The sequence below is a fragment of the Acrocarpospora phusangensis genome (assembly GCF_016862995.1).
GTDB classification, from domain to species: Bacteria; Actinomycetota; Actinomycetes; order Streptosporangiales; family Streptosporangiaceae; genus Acrocarpospora; species Acrocarpospora phusangensis.
In genome coordinates, this window is record NZ_BOOA01000024.1 from 77,659 (window position 1) to 103,065 (window position 25,407).

A 25,407-nucleotide genomic window follows, 5' to 3' on the forward strand; every position below is an offset into this window, starting at 1 on the left:
CGGCGCTCTTATCCGATATGGATGGCACTTATTTTGTAGTCGTATTTGTGTGGGTTGAATTCGCTATACTCGAGTTCCAGGATCGCCGCGAATTCTTCGGACGCCCATGGCAGACGGCCATACTCTGATGGATTGGCCAGAAGGTCTCCGCAGGCCTGGGTGCCGATCGTGTAGATGCCGCAGAAGACGTAGATAAATTTCCCCGGTGCCCAGGGATTGCGGTACCTGGCCGCCAGCGCATAGTCGCGTTTGATCGCGACTGGATCGTCCGGATCCGGTAGTGCCATCGGATCATTCGCCGTCCAGCGCCTGCCCCGCAGATCGGCGATGTACCGCTGCCCGTGTTCGTCCACTCCGAACCGATGGCCGATCGCCGAACTGAGCCCCATCGCCTGGTCGAGCACATAACGGGTGAACGCGTTCGCGAAGGGAGAGCAGATCAGGATGATGTTGGTCGCCAGGTATTCCCCCAGCTCCCTCATGGCAGCGATGTCGGCCACAATGAAGGAGCGGAGGCTCATGAGCGTGAGCGCGTTCTGCACCTGCGTGGCCGCGTGAATATCGCAGGACGTGTGATAAACGTATCCCTCCTCTTCGTTGATCTTCGAAGAGAGGATGATCGGAACATTGTCCGAGCCGGGAAGTTTGAAAAGACGCTCGACGTGAATCAGGTCGGACGAGGACTCCAGCAGATCCTCCAGAAAAGCCTCCAGCTTACCGGTCGCGGAATCACCGGGCCATCGGCTCAGGTCGATGGCGGTGACCCCGCGGCGTTTCAGGTCGTTCACTTCGTAGTCACTCGGGGACAGGAGCAGCGCGTAGTGCCTCGGGGTCATCTCCCCCATGGAGGCGAGGACGTGTTCATAGATGCTGTTGAAGTCAGGATCACTCAGGCTGTAGCCGACGAACAGGAAATTGAATGATGAGAGGTCGTGGCGGAGCGCCTGAGTGAGAACCGGACGGTCGTATTCGAAGCGCGCGTACTGGGCTCGGGTCAAGACATAGCTTGAGGCAAAACCCACGGACCCGTGAATCTTCCGGACCTGCGGGGATCCCACTCGCCGCTCCATGTAACGCCGCGCCGTATCGTCATCCAGAACCAAATCGAAAGACCGGTGTGCCGCGAGCAGGGCGGTTTCGAGCAGGGTATCGAGATTGGTGGTGTAGAAGAGGTCGCAGGGCAGGCGGGCGAGCAGGGTGTGCGGCCTGGAAAACGGCACGGTGGGTCGCAGCATACGATCCACCCTGATGCACAACGATTTCATGCCGAACTCGTTCGCGTAGTACTGCGGAATCACCGGCAACAGACTCGGCGAGTAGCCCCGATCCATGTCAGGGGCGATGCCCAGGTCGGCCGCCAGTTCGGAGACCAGGGCGTTCCAGTCCGGCAGGCCGGCGGAGAGTGAGACACCCGCGCCGATGAACAGCGCGGCCCTTCGTTCCCGCAGGGCGGCGACGAGGTCGCCGGGGAGGGCGGGCGGGACAACCATATCTCTTCTCCAGGCGTAGGGACGCGGCGCTAGGTACGGCTTTCCGCTTCAGCCAGGCGAGCCAGCCAGCTGGGAAACCTGTCGGGGAAACGATCGGCGAAGAACGTCGCGTAGTACTGCATGAGGTCCTGCTGTTTCAGCTCGCAGCCCATGCAGATGTCGAACGTGGGGCGCTGGTCCCGGGTAAGGGCCACGACAGATTCAATCGAGGAGTTGGCGGGGATCGTGCCAAGCACGTTGGTGAGGTTGATTTCCTGCACACACGGCAGAATCTGGCCGTTGGCGTTCACATGGAGGAACATATACAGCTTGTGGCAGGAGTCCACGGCCAGCCCGGCGGATCCCCGGACAGCGACCGGCCGCCGGTTGTAGCCGCCCAGTGCCTGTTCCTGTTCGATCTGCCGGTCCAACTCCAGATAGCCACCACGGCGGTGCATTCCCTTGATGGCGACATGGGGGGCGCCTAGCGAGGCCCAGAACGCCCTGATGTCGTCTGCGGAGGTCTGGTCGGTTTGCACCGTGGTCAGGCTGAACGGATATCCCGAACTGTTCAGCGCCGACAGTAGCCGCTGAATGGACTGGAACTTCAGGCCGCCCATCAGCGCCTCGTAACTGGCGGGCGAATAGCCGAACACCGATATCTCCAGCAGATCCAGACCGGCGTCGAAGTACTTGTCGAGCGAACCCTCGGTCATCCTGGAGCCATTCGTGGTGATCTTTATCACCAGATCCGGCCTGGATCGCCGGGCGACGTCGATCATGTCGACGATACGCGGATGGAGAGTGGGCTCGCCGAAGCCCACCAGGGAGAGCATGGGAATAGGGGTGGGCAGGATGGTGTCCATGATCCCCATGTAGGTTTCCCAGCTCATCATCCGCAGTTTGCGGGTCATGGATTCGCGGGGGCATATGGCGCACGTCGCATTGCAGGCGTTCGTCGGCTCAACATGCGCGTATACGTAGTACTTCCGGCAAAGCCTACGCAGGTAGGAAAGAGCGTCCGGTGTTCCCAGCTGATCTGACATCCTGCAGCACCTTATGTCTTGGTCATGTCTTGGTCATGTCTTGGTCGAGTTGTCCTTGTGATCGGGTGAGCCATTCGCGGGAACAATGCGGCTGGGCCTCACCGGCAGTCCCGCGGCCCGGTAGACGGCGTCTATGAGATGGAGATTCCTAACCGACGTGCTGGGGGGTGTCAGATTCGGACTGACGCCCCGGATCGCCGCAACGAACGCTTTGAGCTGGTAGTAATACGTCGTCCGCTCGGACGGGTACGAGGTCGCCGTTGAGCTCAGAGCCGTGCCGGACATCCGGATCGCTCCGGAGCGGTGCCCCGCGAAGGGATTTCTGACAGTCATCCGCCCGCTGGCACCCTCAATCTGGGCGTACCTACCGGGGGGAGCGGTCGACAACATCGACGCCGTCAGGGAGGCTCGGAGGCCGCCGGGGAAGAGCAGCTCCGCGTCCATCCTGCGATCGATCTCGGGCGCGGCCACGGCGGCGTTCGCGGTGACCGCTTGCGGGTCGCTCTTCATGATCATGTTGATCAGGGAAACGGCGTAGCAGCCGACATCCATCATGGCACCGCCGGCAAGCCGGAAATCCCAGCGTATGTCGTGTCTCCTGAGCAACGGAAAAGCGAAACGGACGTGCAGCTTACGGAGCGGGCCCAATTCAGAGAGGTTCGCAAGGATGTCCTCGGCCAACGGATGGTAGCGCCAATGAAATGCTTCCATCACCACCAGATCAGGATGTTTCGCCGCCTCGTCCTCGATCAGCAGAGCCTCCTCGTGGTTGGCGGCAAGAGGCTTCTCGCACAGTACGTGCTTTCCCTCGCCGAGGGCTCTCAGCAGAAACTCCGCGTGCAGCGCGTTGGGCAGTGCGATGTACACGGCATCGATGTCCGGGTCCGCCAGGAGTTCCTCATAGCCGCCGTAAACCGTGGCGATGTTGTAAAGTTCCGCGAAGAGCCGGCCGCGGCGACGATCACGCGACGCGATCGCGGTGACCTCCACATCGGAAAGCCGCCCGGCAGGATCCAGGATCCCTGCGGGAGCAATTCTGGCAGCACCGAGGACGCCCAATCGAAGGTGTTGTCGACTCATATTTTTCTCGGATTCCGATCCATGCGATCCAGTTCCTGTCCGGCGAGCGCCTCTGACGGCGGCGTCCTCGACGGTTTGGCGGGACGAATAGGATCTTGATTATCCTGGGAGGGTCGCACCTGGAGAAGCTCCTTTTGTATCGGCGGCCGGTATGTTTTGGGTCGGAGGTGGAACGGATTGTGGAGAACGTCGACCAGCCAGCGCCCACGCAAGCGCAAGAAGTCATCGAATGGTGCCTGCGTGCCCTAGCCGGCCGTGGCCTCCTCACGTCGGCGGCCTCGATCGCCCGGCAGTTGGACCGGAATGAAGTTCAGGTGCGTAAAGTGCTGAAAGGGGAACGGCCCCTGAAGCCGGATTTTTTACGCGATCTCGGAGTGCTGTCCGGAATTCCGGTGTCGGAGCTCTTTCAGGCCATCGGCTGGCTTCCCGAATGGGAGGTGACCGGGGCGGGCATGGCCGAGCTCGCGCACGGCATGAAAAGCGCGATCAGGGCGCTGGAGAGTGCCCAGCCCTATCTCGCCGGGCTGATCCGGACGGTGCCCGCTGCCCCGTTCACTGCCGCTGAACTGCTACTGAGCGATGTAACCGCGGCTGAGCGCTTCGACGTACGGCTCGCACAGGTCGTTTCCGGACTGCGCTACCGGGCGATCACCACCATGCTCGCCGAATTCTCGCCACAGCCCGGGGTCCGGCCTCTGGCCGAAGACACGCTCACCCGGATGGCAGGGGCCGCGGGAGTCACCTGGCGGCCGGGGGACGACGGCTGTGAGGGGGACTTCGGGTCGATCCGGCTGGAGCTCATGGCGCGCACCAACCTCGGACTCAATGACGGACAGGAGTACACGTGGCAGGGCGGCGCAAGTCACCGTACGTGGAAGAGCGCCGCCAGAGCGTGGCCGGCGCACCTGCTCGTTCAGGACACGATCGGCGGACGGCAACTGCCACCCGGCAGCGATCCGTGGGGTGATACGGGGCAACGCACGATCGTGATGGTCGGTGGGCGGCACGGCACCGGCCCGGCCGCCGCCCTGCTCGCCGAAGCGCTCGGCTGGCAGTACGTACTGGTACGGCCCAACCTCGCCCTGACGAGAGAGGGTCACGTCCAGGCCGTGCCCGTGGACGCGGTCAGGACTCGCGGACGGAGCTGGCTGGCGGTCGCGGACCATATCTCGGCTCAGCACTCGGCCGGACGTCCGTGGAAGGCCGTCGTGCTCGTCCGTCCCGCGGCCTTCGAGGCCGACGATCCGGATTTCCCTGAGCGCGGACGCGGCGAGATCGATCCGGCCGCGCTGCGCGCGCTCGTGGAGAGCCCGGCGCGCGTGATCTACGCGAGACCGCCAGTGGCATATCTTCGCTGGTGGGCGGAGCGGACTGCGGGTGACCATACCCCGGGAGCGTATGACCCGGTCAGGGCGGCCGAGCGGCTGCGGCTTCTCTACGCCCGAATCGAGAGCGGGCTCGGTGATCGTATAGCCGGGCGTGATCTGTTCCTGAACGTTCCCGGCCCCGAGGGTGATCTTTTCCCGTTCGCGCCACAGGTTCCTGATGAGGTGTTCGATCAGACCGTCCGGGTCGCGTGGGCAGCCCTGGGCTGGCTGTCCGAAAGCGCCAAGGTCCCGCCCACGTCCCGGCCCGGACGGCTCTGGAGCTGGCAGGCGAGTCTCCGTACGGATCCGGACGCGCTTCTGCCCCGGTTGACGATCATTGGGTAATTCGACGGGCTGGACGACGTCCCAGGCCCGGTCGGCGACGGATTCGGCTGACGTGCGTACCTGCCAGGCCGGCGCGGGGAGACGGTCGCCGAGTCCCTGCGCGAAAGCCGCGGTCCCGACGTGTCCGCATCTCCATCGGCGCGGGCTGAGTCTGCGCGCCTTCCATTGACGCCGCCTCGGTGGGTGGCCGACAGTCGGGTCGTGGAGAAGTCGCCGGGGAAGTCGGGCGGGCCGTTCTGGCCGTGGGATCTGCGCTGGGCGATCGTCGCGCTGCCGGTGCTCCTGATCGGGTTGCTGAGCGTGGTGGCGCTCATCCGGGTGATCACGGGATGGCCCGGCGCGACCAGTGAGGGTCTGGTGCTGGCGGGCATCCTGATCCTCGCGGTGCTCCCCCTCCTGCTGGTCCTGCTGGGTGTGCTCGCCGATCGCGGCGGCTCGGTGGAGGCGCTCGGCCTGCGGCTCCAGTTCGCCGACTCGCAGCCCATGCAGCGGGAGATGATCGTTCCGCCGCATCTGGGCCTCCAGGCCGGCATTCCGCTCGCCGACAGCGGCACCGGGCAGATCCTCACCACGCTTCGCGAGGCCGTACGCAACGACGTGGCGGTCGTCGACCTGGAGGACGGCACCGCCTGGTGGGAGACCCGGCTGCTCGTGCTCTGCTCCGGCGCGGCGCGCCTGGACCGCCCCCGGGCGGTGGCGTTCCTGGCCACGTCGGGCGGGACGGCGGGGGTCTTCAAGGGGTGGGCGACGCCTCGGGATCTGCTCGACGGCCTGCTCGCCAAGCGCCCCGACCTGGCGCTCGCCCGCGACCGGGCCATGAGCATCAGCCGCCAGTGGGAGCTGGCCGTGCCGGAACCGGCGTTGCACGCTCCCGTTCTCCCCTTCCAGGTCAGCCCGGCCGCCGCCCAGGGAGGCATGGTCATGTTCGCCGGGCGGGACGGTTCGCCCAATCCCCTCGGGCCGGAGCAGATCCTGGCGCGGGAAGTAGGCGCTCTGGAGCAGAAGGGCGAGCACGGGGTCATCACCGTCACCCGGTTGGAGGAGCTCTTCCACCAGTCCCTCCGTACCACCGCCATCGACCTCGACGCCCCAGCGGACTGGGTGCCCACCGTCTTGTCCAGCGTGGATTCCTTCGTCGGACTCTCCCACAGCGGCCGCTACGCCGGTCTGCTTCCGCGGGATCAGGCGGTCAACGAGATCCTGCGGGCGCTCGTTCCGCCGTCGTGAGGCGTCAGGTCTCCCGTACCGCGCGGAGACAGCGGTTCCCCAGCGTGCGAAGGGCCTCGGTGAGTTCCGGGGGGCCGCCGGCGAGGGTGAAGTCGGCGTTCACCGAGGTGATCATCCAGGCCAGGTCGGCGGGGGTCTCGGCGCCGAGGTGGAGGAGGCAGCTGTGGTCGTCGACGGGCTGGACGGCGCCCATGCCCGGCCAGACCCGCTCGGCGACGGATTCGGCTGACTCATGGAGGGTGACCGTCGCGCGTACGGGCCAGGCTTGTGCGGAGAGGCGGTTAGCCAGGTACGCGGCGACGTCGCCGTCAGGGGGTGGTCTGGGGGTGAAGCGGGGGCCGGTGGGGGTTCGGGGGGTGAGGCGGTCCACGCGGAAGGTACGCCAGTCGTCGCGGGCGGTGTCCCAGGCGACGAGGTACCAGTGGCGGCCGAAGCTGACCAGGCTGTGGGGCTCGGCGGAGCGGGTGGTGGCGCCGCCGCGGAGGTCGGTGTAGTCGAAGCGGAGGCCCTCGTGGCGGCGGCAGGCGTCGGCGATCGTCATCAACGTGTCGGGGTTCACGGCGGGTCCGGGGGCGCCGACGCGGACGGTCGCGGTGTGCAGGGTGTTGACGCGGTGCCGCAGCCGGGAGGGCAGCACCTGCTCCAGTTTGGAGAGCGCCCGCAGGGACGTCTCCTCGATGCCGGCGACGGAGCCGCCCGCGGCGGTGCGGAGCCCGACGGCCACGGCGATCGCCTCGTCGTCGTCGAGCAGCAGCGGCGGCAGGGACGCGCCCGCGCCCAACTGGTAGCCGGCGGTGCCCTTCGTGGCGTGGACCGGGTAGCCGAGCGCGCGCAGGCGTTCCACGTCCCTGCGGACCGTACGGGTGGTGACGCCCAAGCGGTCGGCGAGGTCGGCGCCGGACCAGTCGCGGTGGGTCTGGAGCAGCGACAGCAGCTTGAGCAGGCGGGCGGAGGTCTCCAGCATGCCGTCCAGAATGGCAGACGCTTAGGACCGTACCTGTCCCAGGAGGTTCAGGGCTTGCTAGAGGCTTTGAGGCTTGCTGGGGCTTGGGGCCTTTGGTAAAGGCTTGGAGACGGACACGCCGACCGGGTGTTCGCGGGTGTGGCTATGGGGGATGTGGGCGGTCAGCCGCCGGGGCCGGTGTTCTGGATCGGGGCGCCGTCTCCGGTGGTGGGGAGGTCGCCGCGTTGTACCGGGCTTGTGACGGCGGTGAGGTTTCCGGGGCTGTCAGGTCGGCGCGGCGCGCTCCGGCTCATAGTGCCAGGTCAACGGATACGTCCCGCTTCGCCCCCGGCGCACGGACAAGATCGGCGCGGCTACACCCCTCGGGAGGCCGCGAACGCCGAGTTTCGATGGGCACTCACGCCCGGTCGCTGGGCCGGCGGCCGTGCCAGGTATAGGTGACGTCCGGTTCCCCTGGTTCGTCGTCGAATCCGGAGACGGTGAAGCCGTGCCGTTCGTAGAAGCGGCACGCTTCCGTGTTCCGCTGGAAGGTGTGCAGGCGCAACCCTTCGGGTCGGGCGCGTTTGGCGCGGACGATCAGGTCGGTGCCGATGCCCTGACGTCGCAGGGCAGGAGTCACGAACAGATGGCCGAGTTGGTCGGGGCTGAGCGTGGCGAAGCCGACGATTCGGCCGCGTAGTTCGGCGACCCAGAGTTCGTGGCTCCGGCCGCACGCCAGGAAGCCGTCGATCCATTCGGAGGTTCCCGCGTCCGGTTCGGTCTTCCGCAGGTACGGCTTGGCGGCAGTCGCGGCCAGATACACCTCACGGACCTCGACGGCGTCTCCAGCCCACCCTCGCCGGATCAGCGGCAGGGCGTCGTGCAGGACGAGCTCGGCCATCTTCGCCAGCTGTCGATACGGTTCCACGGCGGGCAGCTGGTGCACGCCAGCGACACATTTCCGGAGCACCGACCGCGTGTCGCCGGTCAACTGGCCGCCCGAAAGGAGATATTTCCGGATGCAGTCAGAAATGTCCGCTGCTAGGGCGTCGACATACGGACGGGGCCTGCTGGTCCACAACGACTGGACGGTCTGATACATCGCTTCGTGGGCGTCCGGCCCGTACCAGCGGAAGCCGGATCGATAGCGGTGTTCGTCGGAGCGAAGGCCGTACCCCCGCTGTTTCTGCGCCCGGCGGCGGGTGGCGAATGCGGCCATCTCCCGTAGCCAGGCCGCGCGGCTGGATTCCAGAACCTCCAGGGCCTGCGGCAACGGCACCGAGCCGGTGATGTACTGCCAGGTGGCGGTGAAGCCGAGGGGCATGTGCCGTTCGACGGCACCGCGAAGGGCCATGCGCCGCAGGCCGTACGGCAGAGTGTGGTCGCGCACGCGCCGGGCGTGGGTGGCGAAGCTCATGACGCGGCCTGCTCTGCGTCGAACGATGTTCGTGACAAGTTTATGGCGGCCCGCGCGATCCCGGATCGAGTAGCTTCGGCCGCATGGCGCCCGAGGACTCCCCGAATGTGCGGCTCACCGAGCGGTACGAGGAGAGGGAGCGGCGCGAGCAAGTCGTCCGGCAGGCGCGGGCGCGGCTCAAGCAGGCGTGCAGGGCCGCCTACCAGGACATCCCCGGTTCTTCCCAGCAGGCCGCCCAGTCGCTGGGCCTGTCGGCGACGACCGTACGCCAACTGGCCTCGGACGGCGAGAAAGGATGGCGCGAGCCGAGCATCGCCACCTGCCGGAAGATCGACGAGTATCTGCGCCGGACGACCGCGGACCCCGGCCTGACCGCCCTGCGTGAGGAGTTCGACAGGGCGGTCCTGCGGTTGAGAGCCGCGGAGAAGGCCCTGCTGGCGGCGGAGAGCGCGGCGGAACTGGCGGAAGCGGCCCGGGACCTGTACGCCGGGGAGCTGGAAAGCTACCTTCTCGCGCTGTCGGAGTCGCTGGGCGAGACCCAGCGGTGGACGCCGTACCAGGACCTGGAGCAGGGTTTCGAGCAGCGGAAGGTGAAGGTGGCCGCCGGCGCTCCCGAACGGGACGAGAACGGCAACCCGCGGTACGGCCCGGCCCGCGCGCCCTTCCGGGGCGAGGTGAGCTGGGAGCAGGCCGTCAAGCACGTGCCGATCGCGGTGCTCCTCGCCGACGCGGGCTACGGCAAGACGTGGCTGCTGCGCCACCACTGCCGAGTGCTGTGCGAGCGCGCCCTCCAGCGGTTGCGTGCGGGCGCGGATCCGGAGACGGTGGAGATCCCGCTGTGGGCGCACGCCGCGGACCTGGCCAGGCGATGGGACGAGGACCTGCCCCCACGCGACTGCGTCGTCCGGGCGGCCATGATGGCGCCGCGCGCGCGTGGGTTCTCCCCCACCGCCGAGTTTCGCGGCTTCCTCGCCGGACGTGTGAGCGCCGCGTCCACACGCGTCCTCGTCGACGCCTGCGACGAGATCTTCAGCGATCGGCTGCGCGGCGCCCTGGGTGAGGCGCTGTCGTGGCTGGGCGGGCTGGCGGCGCCGTCCGGACTCCAGCTGATTCTCACCTCCCGGCACGCCGGATACGCCGACCCGTTCCGCCCCGGCACGGCTCACCGGCCGCGCTACTACTACCTGGGCATTCTGGACGAGCACCAGGTCCGGCGGCTGTGGGCCCGCTGGTTCGAGTTCCGCTCCCTGCCCGTCCCGGAACGACGCCTGGACGCGGTGTTCGCCCCGGGCTCCCCGTTGAGCGCCTTCGTGTGCGTCCCGCTCATCGCGGCGTTCTGCGCGTGGGTGGCCGAGGACGAAGCGGTCGAGGGCACCAGGGCCGGCCTGTACGGCCAGGTCGTCCGCAAGTTCGTGGCCCAGGTGTGGAAGGCAGGCACTCGCGACGCGGGAAACCCGGCGATCGTGCTCCGCCAGGATCCCGCCCGGCGGTCGCAGGTCCACGCGGCGCTGGAGGCGCTCGCCTGGGACATGGCGGCGGGCGGCCCCGAATGGCGGGACGCGGTCGGCGCGGCCGAGTCCGAGAACGTCCTGGCGGCCACCGGGCTTCCGGCGTCGGCGGGCGTGAGCCGGACGTGGGAGGTGGTCCGCGTGGTGGGCATCCTGGTTCCCGCCACGTCGGACGAGACGGGCTCCGGGGAGTCGCCCCTGCTGTGGATCCACCACAGCCTGCACGAGTATCTCGCCGCCCGGCGGCTGGTCACGCGTACCGAGGACGAACTGCGCGAGCTCCTCGCGGACCGCGCCTGGCTGAGCCGGGAGTGGGGCAACGTCCTGGACTTCGCGCTGGGCCTGGAGGCCGTTCCTGAGCACGGGGACCCGCGGGCCACCCGGGTGCTGCGGGATCTCGCGACCGGCGGCGGGGACGGTCTGGGCTGGTTCGCGACGGTCTTCATGACCGCCACGGACGGGGTCGCGCCGGACCGGGAGCTGTGGTCGCCGGTGATCGAACGCACGTGGCGGCTGCAGCGGGCGGGTTTCGCGTCGCTGGCCACCGTGGCGCGGGTCCTCGCGCTCACCCCTGGAAGCGATCCGGACGCGCTCGTCCCGTCCTTGTTCGCCCGCGTGAGCCCCGGCGCGAACGTCCAGGAACTGTGGGACGCCCTGGCCTGGTCCGGTCCCGCGGGGCGGGCCGCGCTGGCGGAGGTCGTCCGGACCGGGCAGGTGACGGCCGGGGCGCTCACCGCGCTCCACCGGGTGGACGGCCAGGCGGCCGTGGCCGCGCTGCGCGACCGCGTCGCCGGAGGGCTGCCCCTGTCCGTCGACGCCTCCCCGGTCCTGCGCGAACTCGGCGACGACCGCCTCGGCCCCCTGCTGGGCGCCTACCGCGCCGAACCGTCCTCGGTCGGCTGCGCGCAGTCGCTCGGCTGGACCAAGCTGCCCCGCGCCCGCGCCGAGCTGATGGAGCGGCTGCGCCGCCCCGATCCCGACCCGCTCGTACGGCTGGCCGCGGTCAAGGGCCTGTTCGCCTGGTACGGCTACGAGTTCGACGCGGAAGGCCTCGACCTGCTCGTCCGGCTGGCCGCCTCCGATCCGGACGCCGACGTCGGCCTGCAGGCGCGGGTGACCCTGGAGACGGTCGCGACCGGGGTCCCCTGGGTGCGGGAGCGGATCGGCGAGACCCTGCCGCGAATCCACGGCGCCCTCGCGGAGCCGCCGGCCACGAGTCCCGGGGAGATCGCCGCACACCTGTATCCGTTCAACCCCGCGACGTACGGCACGCTCGCCCGTCTCGACCCCGCCCTCGTCACCGGGCCGGTGGCCACCGCCCTGGAGCGCCTGGGCGAGCAGGCGCTCCGCGGCGAGGTGGGCGACGACCCCATCGTCCTGATCGCCGGGCTGCTCGGGCCGGCGTTCGTCGACCGGGCCTTCCAGGCACTCCACGAGGCAGAGTCGCCCCACCTGGAGCACCTGGCGTTGGCCGTCGGCGAACTGATGCCCGCCAGCCCGCAGGCCTTCGAAGCCATGGCCGTCTACGCCGGACGCCACCCCGGCCTGCTGGTGGAGGCGGGGCTGCGCGCCCACGGCTCCGACCGCGCGCAGCGCGTCCTCACCCTGCTGCGGTTGCTCGTCTCGCTCGAGGAGCGACGCCGCAAGGCGGTGGAGATCTGGGCGCCCACCGCGCGGGCGCTGCTCCTGGAACTCCCGCCGGCCGAACGGCGGGAGTTCCGGACCCTCTGCGCCCAGGTGACCGTGTATCTCACCGATCTGCTCGAGCCGGAGTGATCAGTCCAGCAGCGGGACGACCTCCCGCCGCCACAGACGATCGAGCCGGTCGCGCAGGCCGTCCGGGATGAGGGGATCCCGGAAGTGCTTCTCGGCCAGTTGGAACGCCTTGCTGACGTAGGCCTCCGCGTAGCGGGGCAGGGTGGTGAACTCGGGGTTGGGCGCGGCGGCGGCCCGCGCCATCGCCTCCGACTCGGGCGCCATCCCCGGACCCCACTCGGGCAGCCGGGGCAGCCGCGCCAGGCGCTCGACGACGCCGTCGTACCACACCTGCCGCAGGCCGTCCGCGCCCGGCAGGCGGGGCAGCGTGAGCTCCGCCGCCATGGCGACGCCCTCCGCCACCAGGACTCCGGCCCCGAACTGGATCCGGTGCGCCAGATCGGGCCGGCCCTCGTCGAGCAGGGCCGCCATGTGGTCGAGATGCGTCCCCACGTGCACGCCGAACCAGACGGCGGTCTGCTCCGCCGACAGGATGCACGGCACGGTCACCAGGCACGGCCCGCCGCCCACCAGCATCCAGTTGCGCCAGGTCAGACCCGCCAGCCCGGACACGTCCCGGCACGGGTGCGGCCGTGCCGCCGCCCGCCAGGGCATCGTCTCGGCGAGCGCCGACTCGACCGCGCGGGCGTCGGCCACCAGGGGTCCGCGGGACGTCGCGGGCGTACGGGCCAGCCGGTCGGCCAACCGGGCCAGTTGGACCGCGTGACGCCGCACGACCGATGACGGTGCCGACGGAACCAGGTCGCGGGGCCGTTCGGCCGGGTACGGCGTGCGCAGGGGACCCATCCGGGTGCGGAGGGTGCGCAGCCGGAACGCCAGGCGCGCCTGGACCGGGGGCAGTCCGGCGGCCGCGTCGTCGACCGCCGCCACCAGGTCCATGTCCCCGGTGGCCCGGGAGCAGACCAGTAGCTCGGCCAGCCCGCGCGCCCGCCAGTCGGCGGCCTCCGCCCCGGCGGCGGGGACGTCCAGCGCCAGGGCGACCTGGTCGCACGCCTTCACCGGGTCACCAGCCGCACGCGCAGCAGCAGGCGGCCGGGGTCGGCGAACGTGGTGCGCCCGTGGAGCATGCTGCGGTTGTCGCAGATCAGGACGCTGTCGGTGGCCAGGGGCAGCTGCACGAGCCGGGGGTGCGTCTCGACGTGGTCCCGGAACGCGGTCGCGACGTCCGCGAGTTCGGAGCCGACGTCCAGGTTGTCGAACCGCCAGCGGATCGCGCCGTCCGGCTCCAGCACCGGGCGCGGCGTGTCGCGCTCGCCGCCGAAGACGCGGGGCGGAACCCAGCGCCACTGCGGACGCCGCAGCGCGCCGAGGATCCCGTCGTCGAGGCCCGCCACGGCGTCGGCCGCGTGGAGCAGGCGGGACAGGCCGCCGTCGCGGGCCGGGCGTACGCAGAAGAGGGCGAAGAGGGGTTCGGGGTCGGCGCGGTAGGCGGCGTCGGTGTGCAGGAGGGCTTCGCCGTCGCGTCTGCTGAAGGTCTCGCCGGGGTCGGTGGTGGCCGGCTGGACCGGCCAGACGGCGCGCCCGCCGTCGCGGCTGGACGGGCTGCCGAACAGTTCGGCGATCGTGGTCACCGCGGCGTGGTCGATCTGGTGGCCGTCGGTGAAGCCCGCGCCGGGCAGGACGGTCCAGCCCTGGGTGGCGAGGCGCTGCCGGGCGGCGCCCAGCGACGTGGTGTGGGAGTCCATTTGCCGTCTCCTCGGTCCGGGAGGCACCGGGTGGGCCTCCGTCTGGATCGAGGAAAATCCGTGTCGCGGGGCGTTCCGGGGCGTGCGACGGGTCCGCGACGGCTTTCCGCGGTTCCCGGGCGGAACCAAGATCTGGCCGGGGGTGCCGGGAATCCCCCAGAATGAGCTTGGCACGCACGGCGGCGGGGGCGAAATGACGGACGCGGACATCGATCTGGCTCACGCGTCCCGGCCGGAGCGGCGGGCGGAGCTGGACGCGATCCGCGCGCTCGTGGTGGTCGGGCTGGTGTTCTTCCATTCGGCGCTCGTGTTCGACGCGCGCGACGACTACTACGTGAAGAACGCCGAGACCACCGACGCGACCATGATCGCGGCGGGGCTTGGTGTGGTGTGGGCGATGCCGACGCTGTTCCTGGTGGCCGGTCTCGGCGCGTGGCACTCGCTGCGGCGTCGCGGGACCGCCGGGTTCGCCTCGGAGCGGCTGCTGCGGCTCGGCGTGCCGCTGGTCTTCGCGACCCTCACGATCATCCCGGTGCCGCAGTGGCTGCGGTTGCGGGCGGATCCCGCGTACCGGGAGTCGTACCTGGAGTTCCTGCCGCGGTTCTTCGACGTCCGCCTGGATTTGTCGGATTTTCCGTTCGTCGTGGCGGGTGAGCAGTTCGAGACCGGGCACCTGTGGTTCGTCGTGATGCTCCTCGCGTACGCGCTGCTGCTCGCCCTGGCGCTCCGCTGGCTGCCCCGCGAGCGCGCCCACCGCATCCGCGACCGTCTCGCCCAAGCCCTGGGACGGCGCGGGACGATGCTGCTCCCCGCCCTCCCGATCGCGCTGATCACCGCCCTGCACGGCATGGAGGAGCCCTACGCCGGCTGGAGCCGCTGGGCCTACCTGCTCTTCTTCCTGTACGGCTTCGCCCTCGGCGGCGACGACCGATTCCGTACGGCCATGCGCCGCGACGCCCCCCTCGCCCTCGCCGCCGGCCTGATCCTCCTGGCCACCGGCATGCCGGCCTTCCTGGCCGTGACCCAGACCCCGGGCGCGGACCCGTTCACCGACCTGACCCCCCTCGCGATCACCGGCCGCGTCCTGTACGGTGCGGCGGGCTGGTGCTGCGTCGTCGCCGTCGCGTACGGCGTGGTCCGCTGGGACGCGCCGATGGCGGTCAAGTACCTCGCGATCGTCACGTCCTCACTCGTCCTGACCGTCGCCGCGTACGACCTGCTGGTACGCCGCACGCGGCCGACCCGGTTCCTGTTCGGCATGCGCGGTTAACGCCGCGGCGTCACGACGTACAGCCGCCGTCCCTTGCCCAGGACCACCGCGCACGGCAGCGCCTCCAGCAGGAACGCCGCCTTCCCTCCGGTGACGGTGTCCCCGTCGGACGGCGGGTCCCAGCGGGTCCATCCGCCGCCCGCCGAGGACGTCACCCAGACCTGCTGGTCGTAGCCGACCACCGCGACCGAACAGCCGGTGCCGTCGGGCATCGTGCCGACGGCGTCGCGAACGCGGGCGTCGCCGGGACGGCCGTGCGCCGTCCAGCCGGGTGCCCCTCCGGGTGTCCATCGCCGGGTCCACACCTGGCCGCTCGGGGAGCCGACGACCGCGATGTCCAGCGCGGAAGAGCCGGGGACGGCTTCGACGCCGATCCCGGCGGCGATCCGCTCGGCGGAGTTCGGGGTGCCCAGGTCGGTCCACCGGAACCCGCCGCCGTCGGGGACGCTGGCCCAGAGGTGGCCGTCGCCGGTGACGGCCACGACCACCGGCACGTTGGACGCGGGGAGGGTGGCCGCGCCGACGAGCGCGAAGATCAGCTGGCCCGCGGGGGTCTCCCGGTCGGTCCACCGCCATTCGCCGCCGATGCGGGAGCGCATCCACAGCCGGCCGTCGTCGGCCAGCACGTGCACGATCGGCCCCGCGACCGGCGGCACTCCGGCCTTGATCGACCGTCCGGCGGGCGCGCCGTGGTCGACCCAGGTCCGGCCGTCCGCGGAAGCCGTACGCGCCCAGAGCCGCCCGTCGCTTCCGACCACGAACGCCCAGGCGGGCTGCTCGCTCCCGCCGCGAACGGTGTGCACGCCCACACCTCTCGCGCAGGTGACGCCCGGCGCGGGCGTGCCGTGAGAGATCCAGGAACTGGACGAGTCGTAGAAGCCGTCGGACGGGTTCCCCCAAACCCGGCTGTGCCACAGCGCGCCGTGCTCGTCGATGGCGTACGCCGCGATCGGCAGATCCCAGGTCTCGGGCTCGGGAGCGTCCGTGTAGGAGCCGACCACCGAGACCAGTGAGCCGGGGCTGCCGTGCGCCTCCCACCGTACGCCGCCGCCGTCCGACTCGAACGTCCACAAATCGGAGTCCCAGGACACACCGGCACCCCACAGCCCGGCGGCCGTCTCGTACGCGCCGGCCGGGCTGACCACCGCCACATCGCCCGGCGTCGTCCCGAGGTTCCGCCAGGCGCCGGTCAGCGTACGCGTCCAGAGCTCGTGACCACTGCGTGCCACGATGACGGGCTCGTCCCCGGGTCGGGGGTCGGGCCCTTTGGCCGCCACCACGGCGGCCCCGGCTCCGCGCGGGTCGGGCGGCACCCCCAACGCGACCCACCGCCAGTCCCGCCCCGACCCGACGACCATGCTGATGCTCGTCGGATCGCCGGTGCCCAGGATCGCGCACGCCTGGAGCCGCCCGCCGCCGTCCCGAAAACTCCCCGCCGAGACCACGACGACGCCCTGCCCGTTGGGCGCCGGCCCGCCCGGATCGACCCACGTCCAGACGGAGTTCTCCAGCACCCCGATCCGGAGCCGGTTCTGGTACGTCTCCCGATCCTGCACCCGCGCGAAAATGTGCAACTGCGGCGGCGACCCGGCGGCCACGGACGCGAACGCCGTGTCGAGTTCCAGCCCGATCCAGTCGTCGTCGGACGTGATCCGGAACCAGACGCCGTCGGGGTCCACGCCCTGCCGCATCCACGGCCGCCCGCCCGCGCTACAGGCCACGAGCGTGTGCCGGAACTGCCCGCTGCCGCCCGCGGCCAGTTCACCGGCCTCCACGAAGTGCGGCATGCCCGGCTCCGGAGCCGGACCGGCCAGCCCGACCCACTCCCCCGCCTGGTGCAGCCAGACCTTCAGGTCCCCACCGAGCACGACCGGAACGACACCGTCAACCGTGGTGATCAGGGCCGCGTCGATGACCTCCTCGGCGGTCGGCGGCACGCCGGCACGCTCCCACCGCCACCCCGCCTCCGTACGCCGCCGGAGATGCAGATGCCCTCCAGCGGTTCCAACAGCGATCACCGAGGTATCGCGGCCGGCCCTGGCCCACAGGACCCCGCCGGGACTGCCGAGCCCGGTCCACGCGACGGCCGCCATCAGCGGACTCCTGGGCGAGGAAGCTTCATCGGGAAGGACCTTCCACTCGACGGGGTCAGGGAGCGAGGGTGCCGGGGAGCTGGCTGCGATGCTCGATGTTCAGCTTGCGATAGACGCGATACAGATGACTGTGCACGGTCCGCACCGATAAGTGCAGGCGTTCGGCGATCTCCCGGTCGGACAGCCCACGGGAGGCGAAGCCGGCCACCTCGTACTCCCGGCGGGTGAGGAGCGCGGGCGGTGAGGAGAGGCCGGGCGTGCGGGCGCCCTCGCACCCCGCGGACAGCTCCTTGAGCCGGGCCGACGACGCCATCGCCGACCCGGGTCTGCCTTCGGACTGGTGGATCAGGCTCGCGGTGGCCGCAGCCTCGGCGGCCCACAGCACGCAGCCGCCCGCCTCGGCCTCCCGGGAGACGTCGTCGAGCGCCACCGCGTCCCGTTCGGCCAGGGCGGCGGCGTTCCTGGCCATGAGCCCTTGCAGCGTGCTCTGGCAGGACGAGGCGAGCCGCCGGAGATCGTCGGCGACCGTCGCGGCGGCGCCCAGACGGGCGGCGTCGTGCAGCACCCAGGACGCCATCAGCAGCGACCCCACCCGTTCCAGCTCCGCGCCCTGGGTGAGCGCCAGGTCCACGGCGGCGGTGAGATCGCCGTCGGCGTACCGGGCCCAGACGGAACCGCTCCGGCGTGGGGCCGCGTACCCGCCGGGAAGGGCGGCGCGCAGGCGTTCCATGGCCCTCGCCGCCCGGTACGCGTCCCCGAGCACGGACTCCGCCTCGCTCAGCGCGTCCAGGCCCCACATCTGCGGGCTGGCCACGATGCCGTGGATGGGCATCACGGCGAGCGCCTCCCGCAGCCAGCGCCGCGCGGTGGCCGGACGGCCGGAGAGCAGCAGCACCTGCCCGAGATCGTGCGCCCAGTAGGCACGCCACGTCGCGGCGGTCCCGGTCGCCGCCGCGTCCAGCGCGGACCGGCCGAGTTCGATCGCGTCGGCGATCCGGCCGTCGAGTGCCAGGGCCTGGAGCAGGGCCATGCGGATGAGCTCCGCGCGCGGGCTGTCGAGACCGTCCAGGGCGCCTTGGGCGAGGGCGATGGCGTCCCGGGTCCGGCCCGCGCAGGCGAGCGCGCGCACCTGGGTGACGGCGAGCGCGGCCAGCACCTCGGGGTCCGCGGAGTGCCGTTCCAGGATGCGGTCGGCGAGTTCCACCGACTCGCCGATGTGCCCGGTGGCGAGCGCCTGGGAGGCTCTGCCGATCTCCAGTCGCAGCCTGGCCCGCGGGTCTGCCGTCGTCCGCGCGGCGGAGGCCAGGGTGTCCCTCGCCTCGCCGACCTCGCCGCGGATCAGGTGGACGCGCGCCCGCGCCGTGAGCACCCTGGCCCGGGACGCGTCGTCCGGCGCGTCCGCCTCGATCTCCCTGGCCAGTTCGATGGCGCGCGCGGACTCGCTGAGGTAGGGCAGTTCGCGGACGAGCGCCAGCCGCGACTCGAAGGATCCGTCGGCGTCGACCGCGGCCTGCAGCAGGCGTCCGGCGAGTTCGTGGTCCAGCGCCTCCGACGCCTCCCGGGCCGCCCCGCGGAGCAGGGCGGGGTCGGCGGCCACGCCCGCGTCGACCCGCCACACCGCGATCCTGACCCGGTCCCGCCGCCGGCGCGCGCCCGCGGCCTCGACCGCGCCGGCGAGTCGTCTGCGGTGGTCTCGGGCCCGCAGCGGCGGAAGGGTGGCGCGTAACGCCTCGCCGTACAGGGGGTGGACGAGGGCGACCAGGTGGCGGCGGCGGTCGGGGACGGTGGTGAGCAGCCGCTCGGACTCGAGTTCCGCGATCACGTCGGGGGTGATGAGACGTTCGAGGAGCTCCGCGCCGACCGGTTCCGCCAGGGCGACCAGCTCGGCCGCCGCCCGTACGGCGGGAGGGAGCCGGTCCAGGCGGGCCGCGATGGCGGACGGCAGGTTCGCGTCCTCGAAGATCGGCTGGAGGAGCCGCCAGACGCCGTTCACCTCGGTGAGGGTCGCGGCCTCCACCAGCTCACGGAGCAGGAGCGGGTTTCCGCCGCTCAGCCGCAGCAGATGGGCGGGCAGCGCCGACTCCACCTGACCGCCGAGCGCGGCGGAGAGCAACTCGGCCGTGTCCCTCTCGGTCAGCCCTTCCAGCGCGATCCGCGCCAGGTCCCGCCACCATCCCGCGGCCTCGCCCCGCACCGCCAGGATGACCGGAACCGAGGCGCCCGCGACGAGATGCCGGGCCAGGGCGTCCGACGCCGGATCCAGCAGGTGCGCGTCGTCGATCACCAGCGCGCCCGAGCCGGCGATGCGGGCGGCGGCCCCCGTCAGCGTACGGGTGAGCTCGCCGCCCTGCGGCGGCAGCAGGTGCGCGAAGGGCAGCAGCGGGATCCCGCCCGGCGTGGCGAACACCCAGTTCACCGCGACCCCGCCGACCTCGGCCCTCGACCGGGCCTCGGCGAGCAGGCGGCTCTTGCCGATCCCGGCCGAACCGGTCACCACCAGGCCGGGGGCGGCGCGTCCGGTCATCACCGCCACGATGCGATCGAGTTCGCGCTCGCGCCCCACCAGTGGCCAGGAGCTCATAGCGGCACAGTACTGCGCATGCCGTACGCCGAGAATGCAGTAATCCACTACCGATGTGCGCGCTTCCGCGTGGTCACACAGTGGTGCCATGACATACGACGTGGTGATCGCGGGCGCCGGTGTGGCGGGGTGCACGGCCGCGATCCTGTACGGCAGAGCCGGCCTGCGGGTCGCGATCATCGAGAAGCATCACAACATCTCCACGCACAAGGCGCTGTGCGGGCATTTCGTGCTCGGCGGGGCGCAGCCGATGCTGCGGCGTACGGGCCTGTGGGAGTCCATGGTGGCGGCGGGGGCGGCCGTGGGCGGGATCGCGCGCTGGACGGCGGCCGGGTGGTCCGTGCCCGGGCCCGGTCTGCCCGAGTGCATCAGCCTGCGCAGGGAGAAGCTGGACCCCCTGCTGCGTACGCTCGCGGCCGGCACGCCCGGGGTCGATCTCGTGCTCGGACGCGCGGTGACCGGCCTGCTCGAATCGGGCGGGCGGGTCACGGGGGTGCGGGTGGGGGACGAGGAGATCCCGGCGCGGCTCGTCGTCGCCGCGGACGGGCACCGGTCGCCGGTGGCGCGGCTCGCGGGAGTCGCCGAGGACGTGGCGCCCAACGAGCGGTTCGGCTTGTGGGCCTACTATCGCGGGGTCGTCCCACGCGGGCCGGCCGGGAACCACGTGTGGTTCCTCGACCCGGATGTCGGCATTCTCGTACGGACCGATCACGACCTGCACATGCTGGTGGCGTTCCCGGCCAAGACCCGCCTCGACGACTTCCAGGCCGACCGGGCCGGCGCGCTGGAGCGGTTCATGGCGTCCCTGCCCGATGCGCCGGATCTGTCCTCGGCGGAGCGCGTCTCCAAGGTGATCGGCACGAACGACTACCCCTGCGTGAAACGCGAACCCACTCCGAGGCCGGGACTGGTGCTGGTGGGGGACGCGGCCATCACCGGCGACCCCACGCCGGCCGTCGGCTGCGGGTGGGCGTTCCGGGGCGCCGAGTGGCTGGTGGAGTCGACGGCTCCCGCCCTGCTCGGCGGCGGAGACCTCCAAGCCGGCGTCGCGGCCTACCGCAAAGCGCTCGGCTTCGTCATCGACCATGACCGGTACGGCCGTCGGGACGCGCTGGCCCGGCCCTCGAACCCCGTGGAGAAACTGATCGCCCGCGCGGCTCTCCGTGATCCCGAACTCGCCCGGCGCGTCTATCTGTTCGCGATGCGTTCCATCCCGGCGGGCGAGTTGATCAACCCGCGGACTCTCGTCCGGGCCGCCTGGACGTTGGCCCGGACATCCCCGTAGGGTTCAGGCAAGATCGCTTCATGTTGGGGGCTCGGGGATGACGCGGAACAGGGACCTCTACCTCGCGGCGGCCGCGTCCGCGGCCGACCTGCTCGCCGCGCCCGAGGTGGCCGGCTCCTGGCACGAACCGAGCGCCCTGCCCAAGATGAGCGTCCAGAGCCTCGCCGGCCACCTGGCCGGGCAGGTCTTCTTCATCCCGAAGATGCTCGCAGAACCCGTGCCCGCGGAGCCGGTCATCCCGATCCACGAGTACTACGCGCGGGTCAGCTGGATCGGGTCCGATCTCGACGATCCGTTCAACGAGCTCATCCGTACCAGCGGCGAACGGGACGCGAGCGACGGTCCCGCGGCCCTCGCCGCCCAGGTCGCGGCGACCGTCCAGGACCTGCGCGCCGTCCTCCCCGCCGCCCCTTCACGTCCGGTACGGCGTTCCACCTGGGGCGACTGGTCGATCAGCCTGGACGACTTCGTGACGAGCCGGCTGCTGGAGGTGGTCATCCACTCCGACGACCTCGCCTGCAGCGTGGGCATCCCCACCCCGGAATTCCCCGCCGAGGCCGTCGAAACCGTCGTGGACCTGCTGACGCGCATCTCCCTCCGCCGCCACGGCGCGACCAGCGTCCTCCGCGCCCTCAGCCGGGCCGAACGCGCCCCCGACACGATCTCCGCGCTGTAACTCCCTGGCTCAGGCGGTGCGGGCGTCGTAGGTCGCGCGGCTGGCGAGCACGTCGTCCATGTGCGTCTCGGCCCAGGTCTTGAGGCCGCGCATCAGCTGGTGCAGGGAGAGGCCGAGGTCGGTCAGCTCGTACGAGACCGTAACGGGCACGGTCGGCGTCGCGGTGCGGGTGATGAGCCCGTCGCGCTCCAGGGAGCGCAGCGTCTGCGTGAGCATCTTCTGGCTGACGCCGGCCAGCAGACGGGCCAGCTCCGAATAGCGCATCGCCCGGGGCTCGCCGGCGCAGTCGGCGCCCAGCTGATGCGAGCCGCCGCCGCCCAGCGCGGCCAGGATCAGCGCGACCCATTTGTCGGAGATACGGTCGAGCAGCTTGCGGCTAGGACACACCGCCAGGAAAGCGTCATATTCCGCCTTGGCCTGTGCCCTCTTCTGGGCCGCCGTCATCGTCGCCATCGACCGCTCCTCCAACCCGTGGGTGCCTTACGCACTCCGAGGTGCCTACTTCCTGCCGGGAAGCTACCTATCCAGAATGATGCAGCGAACCGTTTTACACCACCCGGCTCAACAGGGAAGACAGAGGAATGAGCACGCTCTCCACTTCGCTACCCGGCGGCACCTGGACCCTGGGCGACCTGACCGTCACCCGGTTCGGCTACGGCGCCATGCAGCTCGCCGGTCCCGGGGTCATGGGTCCGCCCGCCGACCACGACAGCGCTCTCGCCGTCCTCCGCGAGGCCGTCGAGCTCGGAATCACCCACATCGACACCAGCGACGCGTACGGGCCGCGCGTCACCAATCAGCTGATCCGTGAAGCGCTGCATCCGTACCCCGAACCGCTGCGCATCGTGACCAAGGTCGGCGCGACCCGCGACCAGCAGGGCGGCTGGCCCCCGGCCCGGCAGCCCGAAGACCTGCGCCGCGCCGTCCACGACAACCTCGAAGCCCTCGGCCTCGACGTGCTCGACCTGGTCAACCTCCGGCTCGGCAACGCCCAGGGACCCCAGCCCGGCTCGGTCGCCGAGCCTTTCGAGACGCTCGTCGAACTCCAGCGGCAGGGCCTGATCCGGCACCTGGGCGTGAGCAACGCGACGGCGGAACAGGTCGCCGAGGCACAGGCGATCGCGCCGATCGTGTGCGTGCAGAACATGTACAACCTCGCCTACCGCCACGACGACAAGCTGATCGACGAACTCGCCGAGAAGGACATCGCCTACGTGCCCTTCTTCCCGCTCGGCGGCTTCAGCCCACTCCAGTCCTCGGCGCTCTCGGCCGTGGCCTCCCGCCTGGGCGCGACGCCGATGTCGGTCGCCCTGGCCTGGTTGCTCCACCGGTCGCCGAACATCCTGCTGATTCCCGGCACCTCATCGACGGCGCACCTGCGCGAGAACGTCGCCGGCGCGGGACTCTCCCTGTCCGGCGAGGAACTCGCCGAACTCGACAAGATCGGCTAGGCCTCCGGGCGCTCATCCCCCGAGACTCCAGGCCCGGAGTGTACGGTCCTCCGTCGCGCCCGCCACGACGGCATGACCGGCGAGTTCGGCCAGCGTCACGAAGGGCGCGCCGCCGGTCGTGCCGTCGGGGCCCGAGCCCAGTTCGCCGATGACCTCGCCGTTTTCGAGGTTCCAGATTCGGACGGTGATGTCGCCGCCTGCGGGAGCGTGGGCCACGACCGCGACAGGCAGGTCGCCGCGGTGCCCGGCGGCGAGGGCGGCGGCGCCTCGGTCGTCGGGGCTCCGGTCGCTGAACGTCCACTTCTTCCGGCTTCTGCCGGTGGCCAGGTCGTGGACGCGGAGGGTGGCGTCCAGGTGAGTGGAGACGAGGACGGGCTTGCCGTCCAGCTCACCGCAGGCGAGAAGTTCGATGCCGCCGATGTTCCCGGTACGGAACGAACGCCGCAGCCTGCCCGTGGACAGGTTCCAGAGGCGGATACGTTCGGCTCCGTCGCCCGTGACGAGCACGTCTTCCTGGCCGAGACGGCCGAACGCCAGGCCGTGGATGCCCTGGAAGTGGTCGGTGATCGTGGCGCCGATCTGCTTGCCGGTGGCGACGTCCCAGAGGCGTACGACGCTGTGGAGGTCGCGCAGGCTGTCGTACTTCTGCGAGACCGCGACCACCCGGTCCCCGGCCGAGACGGCGATGACGCGATCACCCGCCCGGCGCGACGCGAGTTCCGCGCCCGTCAGGCTCCACATCCGCATCCTGCCGTCAGCGTGACCACTCACCACCACCGGAGTCCCGCCACTGGTGCCGGCCGCCACCGAGGTAACCGCACCGCCTCCGTCACCCAGCCGAGTCGGCGACGTGGCTGTGGCCGCGTCCCACGCGAACACGATTCCCTTCGACGTGCCGCAAGCGACGATGGACCCGGCGGCGGCGACAGCCGTCGGATCGCCATCTCCATCCGTCAGTGAGACAGGCCCTTTGACCTCCGAACCGAAAGGCCCAGCCACCGCAACCGGAGTCGGGACCGGGGTGGGCGTCGGTGTCGAGGTGGCGTTCGCAGCCGGGGAAATCCCAGGCGATCCGGAAGAAAGCGTGGTCAAGGATCCACTGCCCTCCTTGCCGGTGCCCGATCCGAAGATCTCCTCCCGAAAGATGGCGAAAGCCGAAATCGCCACCGCGCCCACAGCCGCCGCACCGCCGATCACGACCCGCCGACTGATCTTCCCGACCGGAGGCGGCGCGGTAACCGCGTCCCGCACCGACGCACCCGTCCCCTGGTTCGGCCTGGGGACAGGCGCGGCGGCTGGCCCAGGAACCTGGCCGGCAATCGAGTCGGGGATCGGGCCGGCCTGTCTGATCAGCTGTCGGAGCAGGTCGGTTGCGGGTGGTCTGGCCGAAGGGTCTTTGGCGAAGCACGCCTGGATGGCGTCCATCAGGTGGGGCGGCACCCCGGAGAGATCCGGTGCTGTGCTGAGAATGCCGTTGATCAGGGCGGGAACCGTATCGCCCGGGAACGGCTGGCGGCCGGTCGCGGCGAACACCATCGTGCCCGCCCAGCTGAAAATGTCGGACGCGGCCCCGACGCGCTCACCCCTGAACTGCTCCGGCGACATGTACGCAGGCGTCCCGATCGGCCCCGACGCCAGCGTCGTCGAATCGAACGCCTTCGCGATGCCGAAGTCGATCACGATCGGCCCCTCCGGCCCGACCAGCACATTGCCCGGCTTGAAATCACGATGCACGATCCCGGCTTCGTGAATGGCGGCAAGCGCCGTCATCGTAGATATCGCCAGACGATCCAGCGCGCTCCCCGCCCGAGGCCCAGCCGACCGCACGACCGCCTGCAGCGTATCCCCGGCCACGTACTCACTCACGATGTACGGCTGCTCCCCCAGCAACCCGACATCCAGCACAGCCGCCGTACAGAACGCGGCCACCCGCCGCGCCGACTCCACCTCGCGCAGAAACCCCCTGGTCGCATCGTCATCCCGGCTCACCTGACTGTGCAGCAACTTGACCGCGACCACCCGCCCGGCCTCGTCAACCCCCTGATACACCACTCCCTGGCCACCGGACCCAAGCACCCCGACCAGCCGATACTCCCCAATCCGCTCAGGATCCCCCAGCCGGAGCGGGCGAACTTCCGGCATCCCACTCCCTCCTCCGGCCTACTCGGGCGATCTACACGATACGACC

At 70.6% G+C, this 25,407-nt stretch carries 18 protein-coding genes and 1 pseudogene; 7 read left to right on the forward strand and 12 right to left on the reverse strand.

What is annotated here, in order from left to right:
• Window positions 1–8: 8 nt before the first annotated feature.
• Genes Aph01nite_RS16525 through Aph01nite_RS16535 form a run of 3 tightly spaced genes read right to left on the reverse strand, consistent with a single transcriptional unit; the run spans window position 9 to window position 3,574 of the window.
• Entirely contained in the window at window positions 9–1,490 is a 1,482-nt protein-coding gene (locus Aph01nite_RS16525) for an SIR2 family protein (protein WP_204041772.1), read from the reverse strand.
• A 29-nt stretch (window positions 1,491–1,519) separates the two neighbouring features.
• Window positions 1,520–2,515 carry a radical SAM protein gene (locus tag Aph01nite_RS16530; protein WP_204041773.1) on the reverse strand — a complete coding sequence of 332 codons (996 nt, stop codon included), beginning with the start codon at window positions 2,513–2,515 and terminating at the stop codon, window positions 1,520–1,522.
• A 33-nt stretch (window positions 2,516–2,548) separates the two neighbouring features.
• Entirely contained in the window at window positions 2,549–3,574 is a 1,026-nt protein-coding gene (locus tag Aph01nite_RS16535) for a Gfo/Idh/MocA family protein (protein ID WP_204041774.1), read from the reverse strand.
• Between the two features lie 200 nt (window positions 3,575–3,774).
• On the opposite strand from Aph01nite_RS16535, the gene Aph01nite_RS16540 reads away from it, so the two are divergent.
• Both Aph01nite_RS16540 and Aph01nite_RS16545 read left to right on the forward strand, forming a co-directional pair.
• Complete coding sequence (locus Aph01nite_RS16540; RefSeq protein WP_204041775.1) at window positions 3,775–5,307, forward strand: hypothetical protein; 1,533 nt, start codon at window positions 3,775–3,777, stop codon at window positions 5,305–5,307.
• Between the two features lie 183 nt (window positions 5,308–5,490).
• The gene (locus tag Aph01nite_RS16545) at window positions 5,491–6,534 is read left to right on the forward strand and encodes a hypothetical protein (protein WP_204041776.1); all 1,044 of its coding nucleotides are present in this window, start codon (window positions 5,491–5,493) and stop codon (window positions 6,532–6,534) included.
• Window positions 6,535–6,538: 4 nt separating this feature from the next.
• Here the strand turns inward: Aph01nite_RS16545 and Aph01nite_RS16550 are convergent, their stop codons facing one another.
• Both Aph01nite_RS16550 and Aph01nite_RS16555 read right to left on the reverse strand, forming a co-directional pair.
• Window positions 6,539–7,498, reverse strand: coding sequence for a helix-turn-helix transcriptional regulator (locus tag Aph01nite_RS16550; protein ID WP_204041777.1), 960 nt, complete (start codon window positions 7,496–7,498; stop codon window positions 6,539–6,541).
• Between the two features lie 397 nt (window positions 7,499–7,895).
• Complete coding sequence (locus Aph01nite_RS16555; protein WP_204041778.1) at window positions 7,896–8,894, reverse strand: GNAT family N-acetyltransferase; 999 nt, start codon at window positions 8,892–8,894, stop codon at window positions 7,896–7,898.
• Between the two features lie 83 nt (window positions 8,895–8,977).
• On the opposite strand from Aph01nite_RS16555, the gene Aph01nite_RS16560 reads away from it, so the two are divergent.
• Window positions 8,978–12,178: an NACHT domain-containing protein gene (locus Aph01nite_RS16560; RefSeq protein ID WP_204041779.1), complete on the forward strand. Its 3,201-nt coding sequence runs from the start codon at window positions 8,978–8,980 to the stop codon at window positions 12,176–12,178.
• On the opposite strand, the gene Aph01nite_RS16565 is transcribed toward Aph01nite_RS16560, so the two are convergent.
• Window positions 12,179–13,177: a hypothetical protein gene (locus tag Aph01nite_RS16565; RefSeq protein ID WP_204041780.1), complete on the reverse strand. Its 999-nt coding sequence runs from the start codon at window positions 13,175–13,177 to the stop codon at window positions 12,179–12,181.
• On the reverse strand, window positions 13,174–13,863 hold the full coding sequence (locus tag Aph01nite_RS16570; RefSeq protein WP_204041781.1) for a TauD/TfdA family dioxygenase: 690 nt from the start codon (window positions 13,861–13,863) through the stop codon (window positions 13,174–13,176). The genes Aph01nite_RS16565 and Aph01nite_RS16570 overlap by 4 nt, the downstream gene beginning before the upstream one ends.
• Before the next feature lie 193 nt (window positions 13,864–14,056).
• On the opposite strand from Aph01nite_RS16570, the gene Aph01nite_RS16575 reads away from it, so the two are divergent.
• A complete protein-coding gene (locus Aph01nite_RS16575; protein ID WP_204041782.1) occupies window positions 14,057–15,133 on the forward strand; it encodes an acyltransferase family protein in 1,077 nt (358 codons plus the stop codon).
• On the opposite strand, the gene Aph01nite_RS16580 is transcribed toward Aph01nite_RS16575, so the two are convergent.
• Window positions 15,130–17,226 carry a hypothetical protein gene (locus Aph01nite_RS16580; RefSeq protein ID WP_204041783.1) on the reverse strand — a complete coding sequence of 699 codons (2,097 nt, stop codon included), beginning with the start codon at window positions 17,224–17,226 and terminating at the stop codon, window positions 15,130–15,132. The two genes, Aph01nite_RS16575 and Aph01nite_RS16580, sit on opposite strands and share 4 nt — an antisense overlap.
• Before the next feature lie 55 nt (window positions 17,227–17,281).
• Window positions 17,282–19,807, reverse strand: coding sequence for a helix-turn-helix transcriptional regulator (locus Aph01nite_RS16585; protein ID WP_204041784.1), 2,526 nt, complete (start codon window positions 19,805–19,807; stop codon window positions 17,282–17,284).
• Between the two features lie 88 nt (window positions 19,808–19,895).
• Here Aph01nite_RS16585 and Aph01nite_RS16590 point away from each other — a divergent pair, with 88 nt between their 5' ends.
• Window positions 19,896–21,092 (forward strand): NAD(P)/FAD-dependent oxidoreductase, encoded by a 1,197-nt coding sequence (locus Aph01nite_RS16590; RefSeq protein ID WP_204041785.1) that lies wholly within the window; start codon window positions 19,896–19,898, stop codon window positions 21,090–21,092.
• A gap of 37 nt (window positions 21,093–21,129) precedes the next feature.
• On the forward strand, window positions 21,130–21,768 hold the full coding sequence (locus Aph01nite_RS16595) for a maleylpyruvate isomerase N-terminal domain-containing protein (protein ID WP_204041786.1): 639 nt from the start codon (window positions 21,130–21,132) through the stop codon (window positions 21,766–21,768).
• A 9-nt stretch (window positions 21,769–21,777) separates the two neighbouring features.
• On the opposite strand, the gene Aph01nite_RS16600 is transcribed toward Aph01nite_RS16595, so the two are convergent.
• A complete protein-coding gene (locus Aph01nite_RS16600) occupies window positions 21,778–22,221 on the reverse strand; it encodes a winged helix-turn-helix transcriptional regulator (RefSeq protein WP_204041787.1) in 444 nt (147 codons plus the stop codon).
• Between the two features lie 128 nt (window positions 22,222–22,349).
• Between Aph01nite_RS16600 and Aph01nite_RS16605 the strand changes: the two genes are divergently transcribed.
• The gene (locus Aph01nite_RS16605) at window positions 22,350–23,219 is read left to right on the forward strand and encodes an aldo/keto reductase family oxidoreductase (RefSeq protein WP_204041788.1); all 870 of its coding nucleotides are present in this window, start codon (window positions 22,350–22,352) and stop codon (window positions 23,217–23,219) included.
• 12 nt (window positions 23,220–23,231) lie between these two features.
• On the opposite strand, the gene Aph01nite_RS41495 is transcribed toward Aph01nite_RS16605, so the two are convergent.
• Window positions 23,232–23,960, reverse strand: a complete 729-nt coding sequence (locus Aph01nite_RS41495; RefSeq protein WP_239161742.1) for a WD40 repeat domain-containing protein — start codon at window positions 23,958–23,960, stop codon at window positions 23,232–23,234.
• Between the two features lie 669 nt (window positions 23,961–24,629).
• Window positions 24,630–25,361: pseudogene (locus tag Aph01nite_RS42630) on the reverse strand (serine/threonine-protein kinase); the annotation flags it as partial.
• Window positions 25,362–25,407 lie beyond the last annotated feature (46 nt).

Bases quoted from the DNA above. Each gene is read 5' to 3' on its own strand.
- Aph01nite_RS16525 (WP_204041772.1), bottom strand. From the start codon at position 1,490: ATGGTTGTCCCGCCCGCCCTCCCCGGCGACCTCGTCGCCGCCCTGCGG.
- Aph01nite_RS16530 (WP_204041773.1), bottom strand. From the start codon at position 2,515: ATGTCAGATCAGCTGGGAACACCGGACGCTCTTTCCTACCTGCGTAGG.
- Aph01nite_RS16550 (WP_204041777.1), bottom strand. From the start codon at position 7,498: ATGCTGGAGACCTCCGCCCGCCTGCTCAAGCTGCTGTCGCTGCTCCAG.
- Aph01nite_RS16555 (WP_204041778.1), bottom strand. From the start codon at position 8,894: ATGAGCTTCGCCACCCACGCCCGGCGCGTGCGCGACCACACTCTGCCG.
- Aph01nite_RS16560 (WP_204041779.1), top strand. From the start codon at position 8,978: ATGGCGCCCGAGGACTCCCCGAATGTGCGGCTCACCGAGCGGTACGAG.
- Aph01nite_RS16570 (WP_204041781.1), bottom strand. From the start codon at position 13,863: ATGGACTCCCACACCACGTCGCTGGGCGCCGCCCGGCAGCGCCTCGCC.
- Aph01nite_RS16575 (WP_204041782.1), top strand. From the start codon at position 14,057: ATGACGGACGCGGACATCGATCTGGCTCACGCGTCCCGGCCGGAGCGG.
- Aph01nite_RS16580 (WP_204041783.1), bottom strand. From the start codon at position 17,226: ATGGCGGCCGTCGCGTGGACCGGGCTCGGCAGTCCCGGCGGGGTCCTG.
- Aph01nite_RS16585 (WP_204041784.1), bottom strand. From the start codon at position 19,807: ATGAGCTCCTGGCCACTGGTGGGGCGCGAGCGCGAACTCGATCGCATC.
- Aph01nite_RS16590 (WP_204041785.1), top strand. From the start codon at position 19,896: ATGACATACGACGTGGTGATCGCGGGCGCCGGTGTGGCGGGGTGCACG.
- Aph01nite_RS16595 (WP_204041786.1), top strand. From the start codon at position 21,130: ATGACGCGGAACAGGGACCTCTACCTCGCGGCGGCCGCGTCCGCGGCC.
- Aph01nite_RS16600 (WP_204041787.1), bottom strand. From the start codon at position 22,221: ATGGCGACGATGACGGCGGCCCAGAAGAGGGCACAGGCCAAGGCGGAA.
- Aph01nite_RS16605 (WP_204041788.1), top strand. From the start codon at position 22,350: ATGAGCACGCTCTCCACTTCGCTACCCGGCGGCACCTGGACCCTGGGC.
- Aph01nite_RS41495 (WP_239161742.1), bottom strand. From the start codon at position 23,960: ATGTGGAGCCTGACGGGCGCGGAACTCGCGTCGCGCCGGGCGGGTGAT.